Consider the following 5,298-nt stretch of genomic DNA (forward strand, 5'->3'; position numbering starts at 1 on the left):
TATTTTTCTTATCACGGGCGGGCCTTCCGTTGCCTAGGGTTAGTTCATGCCTCATATTCTATACCGGCTGTCAATGCGTAAGTTCTAAAAACTTGCGCTCGCTGAGCCGTATTTCACGAATACGCTCAAGTTGTTCTTCAAAATATTTTTTGCCGAGGATAGAGCCATCGTTTTTAATGCGCTCATCGTCCATGACATAGGCTTTGATGGTGAATTCCTTGATGATGCCCGTTGCCCATTTGCGAAACTGTACCGCACGCTCGGAGTTAACTTTGTAGCCAACAGCGATGATGGCCGAGAGGTTATAGTGATTGGTGTTGTAGTTTTTGCCGTCTTTGGCAGTTATTCGAAAATTTCGAATAACTGAATCCTCCTCCAACTCACTGTCCGAGAATATTTTTTTTAAATGGTAGTTAATGGTATGGGTTTCGACATCATACAGAACGGCCATCATTTTCTGGCTAAGCCATATGTCTTCATTTGCATAGACAGCCTCGACACCGCCCTCGCCGCTGGCTGCAACAAACGTAAGATATTCTGCCGCTGACGAACGAATAGTGGGCGCTGGGGTTCATCCTTTAATCGCCCTCAATTTCCGCAACAATGGCATCAATCTCGGCGCGTAGCCGGTCAATTTTCGCTACCGTGGTTTTAAGTTCGGCATTGAGCTTGGTAATATCAATCACTTCGCGGGTGTCTTTGGCTTCCACATAGTAGCTTACGGATAGGTTGTAGTCTTTGGCGGCGATGGCATCGTATTCCACCGATTTGGCAAAATGGTCAACATCATTTTTACTATCAAACGCTTCCATAATTTGCGCGATGTGTGCATCGGTAAGCGTGTTGTTATTGGTTTCTTTTTTAAACAGGCCGCCGGCGTCGATAAACTGGGTAAGGCTGTCGGTTTTGTGTTTGGAGAGCACCAGGATATTGACGGCAATGGAAGTACCAAAAAATAAGTTGGGTGCTAAAGCAATCACGGTTTCGACATAGTTGTTATCCACCAAATATTGGCGGATTTTCTGCTCGGCGCCGCCTCGGTAAAAAATGCCGGGGAAGCAGACAATGGCCGCGCGGCCTTTGCTGGATAAATAACTTAAAGCATGCAACACAAAAGCAAAGTCGGCTTTGGATTTGGGCGCCAACACGCCCGCTGGGGCAAAGCGTTCATCGCTGATCAGGGTTGGGTCGTCGCTGCCAATCCAGTTCACCGAATAAGGCGGGTTAGAGACAATGGCATCGAAAGGTTTGTCATCGCCAAAATGCGGATCTAACAGGGTGTTGCCCAACGCAATATTGAACTTGTCGTAGTTAATGTTGTGCAAAAACATATTCATACGCGCAAGGTTATAGGTAGTGTGATTAATTTCCTGGCCAAAAAAACCGTCTTCAATGATATGGGCGTCAAAGTGTTTTTTGGCTTGCAATAATAACGAGCCAGAACCTGCCGCCGGGTCGTAAATTTTATTGACGGTGGTTTGTTTGTGCATCGCCAGTTGCGCAATCAGCTTGGACACGTTTTGCGGGGTGAAAAATTCGCCACCCGATTTACCGGCATTGGCGGCGTAGTTGGAAATTAAAAACTCGTAGGCATCGCCAAACAGGTCGATTTTGTTTTCCTCGAAATTGCCAAGGCTAAGTCCCGCCACACCTTTCAATACCGCGGCCAGGCGGGTGTTTTTGTCGGTAACTGTGTTGCCCAGGCGATTACTGGTGGTATCGAAATCGGCAAACAAGCCTTTAATATCCGTTTCGGATGGGTAGCCGTTGGCTGAGCTTTCGATGGCGGAAAAGACAGCGGCTAAATCGGTATTCAGGTTATCGTTCTTATTGGCGTTGGCGGCAACGTTTGCAAACAACTGGCTGGGGTAGATGAAATAGCCTTTGGTTTTAATTGCATCATCCTTGATTTCCGCGGTGATGACATCATCAGCGAGCTGGGCATATTTAATGCTCTCATCACCGCCTTCAATATAACTGGCAAAGTTTTCGCTTATAAACCGATAGAACAAAGTGCCTAACACATATTGCTTAAAATCCCAGCCATCGACTGAGCCACGAACCTCATTAGCAATTTGCCAAATTTGGCGTTGTAGTTCGGCGCGTTGTTGGGTACTTGTCATTGTGGAATTCCTGTTTAAATACGCTTTGAATAGTCATCGGCTCATAAGCAACTTGGCATTTTACTCCTTTCATACTGAAAACTCATTCAACTGTAGGAGCGGCTTTCTCGACATTACTAGCCGGCTTTTCCTGCATTATTGTTGATGAACGCCAAGCTTGCGCTGTACTATGCAGCTCTCGATTAACTACTCGAAACTATTATGAAGCCAGACAGCGACATCATTAGAAAACGCTATGATCGTATCGCTCCGTACTTTGAGGGCATGGAAGCGGTCATGGAAGGATTGTTTTTCAGGAACTGGCGAAAAAGACTGTGGGCCAAAGTTGAAGGCCATCATATTCTTGAAGTGGGCGTGGGGACCGGCAAGAATTTCGATTATTATCCAAAGGATGCCAGGATAACCGCGATTGATTTTAGCGGACAAATGTTAAAACAGGCGGCGCAGAAACGGGACAGAAAGAAGGTCAATGTTGAGCTGGAGCAGATGGATGTCCAGTCGTTATACTTTGCCGATAACAGTTTCGATACGGTTATCTGTTCTTTCGTTTTTTGTTCGGTGCCGTCGGCGGCAAAGGGATTGAAAGAGCTTTACCGGGTCTGCAAACCGGGCGGACAGGTTTTATTGCTGGAACATGTCGTCAGCTCAAACCCTGCCATTGCGGCTATTATGAATCTGCTTAACCCTGTCGTTGTCGGGTTGGTGGGGGCAAATATTAACAGGAATACCGTTAAAAGCGTTAAAGCCTGCGCTTTCACTTCCGTCAATGTCGACGAACGCAGCAGCGATATTATCAAGCTGATTGAAGCCAGGAAATAACTTCTCTATAGTGTTCAAAACCAGTGTATCAAAAAGACAATATGAAACTTTTTGACTGGATAGCCGGTGAATTAGGTAAAATACAGTCAATTCTTCGATTAGTTATAGTTAAGTGAAGCCACAATTAGAAAATCTGGTACAGACGCCGATCCCAACCAAACACGGCGAGTTTATCCTGCATTATTACAGCAACACCATCGACGACAAGGAGCATGTTGCGTTGGTTAAAGGCGATGTTGCGGACAAAGAGCGTGTACCGGTGCGCATTCATTCCGAGTGTTTTACCGGCGACGTATTGGGTTCAAGACGTTGCGACTGCGGCGAACAGCTCGATATGGCGATGCAAATTATCGATAAAGCCGGTTTCGGCATATTGATTTATCTGCGCCAGGAAGGACGGGGCATCGGCTTGTTGAAAAAACTACAGGCTTATAATTTGCAGGATCAGGGCATGGATACCGTTGATGCGAACATCCATTTGGGACATCTTGCCGACGAGAGGGAATACAACATCGCCGCGTTAATGCTGGAAAACCTGAACGTAAAGTCCATCGAACTGATCACCAACAATCCTAAGAAAATAGAAGAGTTGCAAAGACTCGGCATCGATGTGGCGGGGCGTATCCCGGTCGAAGCCGCGGCTCACGAAGACAACGTTGGCTATTTAAAAACCAAGGCAAAAAAAATGGCGCACATGCTGTTTGAGTCGAAAAAAAGCTAAATGAAACCTTCCAGGTTTTCAAAACCTGGAAGGTTTGAGCAATCTTCTCACCTTAACACCGTTTCAACCAGTTTCACCCAATAAGCCGTACCGTTCGGTAAAATCCGGTCATTAAAATCATAACGCGGATTATGCAACAGACAGCCGTTCTCGGAAGAGCCGTTGCCTATCCAGATATAACAACCGGGCTTTTCCTGCAACATAAACGCAAAATCTTCCGAGCCCATGCAAGGCTCTGGAGCCCGGATAATACAGTCTTCCCCGGCCACGGCGATTGCCGCTTGTAGCGCCAGTTCCGTTTCAGCTTCCGCGTTAAAAGTCACCGGATAGCCGGGATTTTCCGGATTGAATTCGATTGTCGCGCTGACCTCGAAACCTTCGCAGATCGCGTTCACGATCCGGGTAATTTTATCGGCAATGGTTTTTTGAACATCGCTGCTAAAGCAACGGAACGTACCTCTTAACAGCACCGATTCAGGCAGCGCATTCCAGGTATTGCCGGCATGGATCTGGGTAATGCTGACGACCGCCGGCTCAACAGTATTAACCGTTCGGCTGACAATAGTCTGTAGCGCGGTAACCAGCTGCGCCGAGGCGACGATCGCGTCATTGCCCAGATGCGGCAATGCGGCATGAGTCGCTTGCCCGGTAATAACAATTTCGAAGCAGTCGAACGAGGCCATCATCGCGCCGGACTTAACCACGAAATGTCCCGGCGGAATATCGGGAAAATTATGCAGCCCGAAAACGCAGTCAGACGGAAATCGATCAAACAAGCCGTCGTCAATCATCCGTTTGGCTCCGGCGCGGCCTTCTTCGGCCGGCTGAAAAATAAAATATACCGTGCCGTTAAAGTCCCGATGCTCGGCCAAGTAGCAGGCCGCGCCGAGCAGCATCGCAGTATGGCCGTCATGGCCGCAAGCATGCATTTTGCCGTCGTGGCGGGATTTGTGGACAAAAGTGTTTTGTTCCTGAATGAACAATGCATCCATATCGGCCCGCAACGCTATTTTTTTGCCGCCATTCCCGGCACTCAGCGCGGCGACAACGCCGGTTCCGCCCAGTCCTTGATGAACTTCCAAGCCGAAGCCCACCAGCTTTTCGGCGACAAATTTCGCCGTTTCGGTTTCTTCAAAAGCGGTTTCAGGAAAACGGTGCAGATGCTGCCGCCATTCGCGCATTTGCGCGTGTAGTTGTTGGATAGTATTTGGGATAGACATGGGCGTTCAGGTGAAAGTGATAGTGGCTGCTATGCTACAACTAAGTTTTGATGAAAAGTAAGCGTTTTTGTTATTTCCCGGTTTCCGCGCTGAAAAATGCATGGTAATTGGACTAAAGTTTTCCAGTATTTTTGGAGTGCACGCTCCGCCTAAAGCGCCTACTGTTGGTGCTTGCAAAGCAGGCGAAGCCTGCACTCCAGCTTTGAACTTTGAAGAAAATCTGCAAACTTATATTCAGCCGCTTAGTTGAAAGCGCACGTATTCCCACTTCTAAAGCTGAGTTGAGCAGCTTGCCTGTTCAAACGAAACTTATGCCCTTTGGGTATAAAGCTGAGTTGAGCGGCTCGTCCGCTCAAACGAAACTTATGCCCTTTGGGTATAAAGCTGAGTTGAGCGGCTCGTCCGCTCAAACGAA

General features: G+C 47.7%; 5 protein-coding genes. 2 read left to right on the forward strand and 3 right to left on the reverse strand.

Annotation, left to right across the window (positions count from 1 at the left end; translation table 11 throughout):
* Positions 1 to 70: 70 nt before the first annotated feature.
* Positions 71 to 454 (reverse strand): RhuM family protein, encoded by a 384-nt coding sequence (gene rhuM / locus EKO24_RS06480; protein ID WP_241674419.1) that lies wholly within the window; start codon positions 452 to 454, stop codon positions 71 to 73.
* Between the two features lie 124 nt (positions 455 to 578).
* Complete coding sequence (locus EKO24_RS06485; RefSeq protein ID WP_127029146.1) at positions 579 to 2,123, reverse strand: type I restriction-modification system subunit M; 1,545 nt, start codon at positions 2,121 to 2,123, stop codon at positions 579 to 581.
* A 201-nt stretch (positions 2,124 to 2,324) separates the two neighbouring features.
* On the opposite strand from EKO24_RS06485, the gene EKO24_RS06490 reads away from it, so the two are divergent.
* Together EKO24_RS06490 and ribA are read left to right on the forward strand one after the other, a co-directional pair.
* Positions 2,325 to 2,942, forward strand: a complete 618-nt coding sequence (locus EKO24_RS06490; RefSeq protein WP_127029145.1) for a class I SAM-dependent methyltransferase — start codon at positions 2,325 to 2,327, stop codon at positions 2,940 to 2,942.
* Positions 2,943 to 3,054: 112 nt separating this feature from the next.
* Positions 3,055 to 3,663, forward strand: a complete 609-nt coding sequence (gene ribA / locus EKO24_RS06495; protein WP_127029144.1) for a GTP cyclohydrolase II — start codon at positions 3,055 to 3,057, stop codon at positions 3,661 to 3,663.
* Positions 3,664 to 3,710: 47 nt separating this feature from the next.
* Here ribA and EKO24_RS06500 read toward each other — a convergent pair whose 3' ends face one another.
* Positions 3,711 to 4,883 (reverse strand): M20 aminoacylase family protein, encoded by a 1,173-nt coding sequence (locus tag EKO24_RS06500; protein ID WP_127029143.1) that lies wholly within the window; start codon positions 4,881 to 4,883, stop codon positions 3,711 to 3,713.
* Positions 4,884 to 5,298: the final 415 nt, after the last annotated feature.

Origin of the sequence: Candidatus Methylobacter oryzae (assembly GCF_003994235.2) — a bacterium.
GTDB classification, from domain to species: domain Bacteria; phylum Pseudomonadota; class Gammaproteobacteria; order Methylococcales; family Methylomonadaceae; genus Methylobacter_A; species Methylobacter_A oryzae.

Bases quoted from the DNA above. Each gene is read 5' to 3' on its own strand.
- rhuM (WP_241674419.1), bottom strand. From the start codon at position 454: ATGATGGCCGTTCTGTATGATGTCGAAACCCATACCATTAACTACCAT.
- EKO24_RS06485 (WP_127029146.1), bottom strand. From the start codon at position 2,123: ATGACAAGTACCCAACAACGCGCCGAACTACAACGCCAAATTTGGCAA.
- EKO24_RS06490 (WP_127029145.1), top strand. From the start codon at position 2,325: ATGAAGCCAGACAGCGACATCATTAGAAAACGCTATGATCGTATCGCT.
- EKO24_RS06500 (WP_127029143.1), bottom strand. From the start codon at position 4,883: ATGTCTATCCCAAATACTATCCAACAACTACACGCGCAAATGCGCGAA.